The 1,384-nt window shown below is 41.1% G+C and carries 1 protein-coding gene and 2 pseudogenes; all 3 read right to left on the reverse strand.

Annotated elements, in window-relative coordinates; all coding sequences use genetic code 11:
* Positions 1–357: 357 nt before the first annotated feature.
* A complete protein-coding gene (locus QUB12_RS37320; RefSeq protein ID WP_333311114.1) occupies positions 358–867 on the reverse strand; it encodes an acyltransferase in 510 nt (169 codons plus the stop codon).
* A gap of 173 nt (positions 868–1,040) precedes the next feature.
* A pseudogene (locus QUB12_RS37325) lies at positions 1,041–1,223 on the reverse strand (succinate dehydrogenase/fumarate reductase iron-sulfur subunit); the annotation flags it as partial.
* An 8-nt stretch (positions 1,224–1,231) separates the two neighbouring features.
* A pseudogene (locus QUB12_RS37330) lies at positions 1,232–1,384 on the reverse strand (glutamate-5-semialdehyde dehydrogenase); the annotation flags it as partial.

Here is a 1,384-nt window from a genome sequence, read left to right on the forward strand (position 1 = left end):
GGCAGGAGGCAGGAGGCAGGAGGCAGAAGGAAAGAGGAAGAAGGAAGGAGCCAGAAGAAGGAAGGAGCCAGAAGAAGGAAGGAGCCAGAAGAAGTATTTTTACAAATATGAGATGCTCCCTCGCGATCGGTATTGCACTTCTCTTCGTGTCATTTCCTGCTTAAGATTTGATTTAGTTCTTTTAAAATGGTAAAATTGTCTTTTTTTAGATACCCGACTTTTTGAAGAAGTCGGGTATCTGGATATTGTGTTGTTTTCGGTGGGTTTACTTAAGATTTAAAAACCCGGTTTCCGAGAGTCAGAGTTCCTTCAGGACTGATTCTCACTCAACACTTTAATTCCCAATACAACTGGTTATTAACCGACCGTTTGATCGGTATTGGAAGGGGGGGTAATTTTTTTGATAACTCTAGCAGGTATTCCAGCGACAATAGTATAAGGCGGTACATCCTTATTAACAAGAGAACAAGCAGCTACCACTGAATGTTCTCCAATTATACAAGGGCCAATAACAGTAACATTACTAGCCAGCCAAGCTCCCTCCTTAATGATTACGTCTTTTCCAACACCTGGAACCGTTATCTGTCTTTCACGTCCGAATTTATTATAATCATGTGTTCCTGTTAACACTACAACATGAAATCCAAAAAATACATATTCTCCTATTTGGATAGTGCCAGAAATTGTGTTAAAAGTAGCATTGTTTACCACAGCGGTTTTAGCAATTTGCAAGCGTTCTTCATTTCCGTAAAGTAAGTATTTATAGAGAAAGTCTGTCTCCATGTATCTTGTGATAGCAAAATTTACTATACTTGCAAAGAATATATCGTAAATCTTAGTGACAATAACTTTAATGTTTTTTTTCATCACTGTCGAAACTCCTTTTTTGCTATTAAATAAGGTTTAGAATTTCCCACAATTGCCAATCTTATGTTGATGATACACAGATGGTATTTGACCAAGACGTGCCGTGGATTTGAGATTTGGGATGCAAGGATTAGGATTTGTGAAATCTAAAATCGTAATTCTTTATTGATTCAGACTTTCCGATGGCGAATCGATCGACTGGCGTGGTCATCTTTGCGCCCGATAATCTCTTGTTTAATCTTACCTCTTTGATCCATCGGCGCAACTTCCATCGGACAAACCCAGTTGCAGTAGTAACAACGGGTACATCCCCAAACGCCTTCCGTGCCTGGGTTGTATTTTTTCAGCCGATTTTGTGGATCGCAACGTCGCGCACGCCTGCGATCGCACTTTTCAACTTGCTCTCATCCAACTTTAGGCGATCGTACAGCGGTTTCGCTATTCCATCCGCGCTTGCCGCCTTGCAGTCAGCCGAATTCGCTGCCAAAATATCCGGCGCAGCAGCTTCTAAAGCTTT

The sequence above is a fragment of the Microcoleus sp. B7-D4 genome (assembly GCF_036705125.1).
Lineage (GTDB): Bacteria > Cyanobacteriota > Cyanobacteriia > Cyanobacteriales > Microcoleaceae > Microcoleus.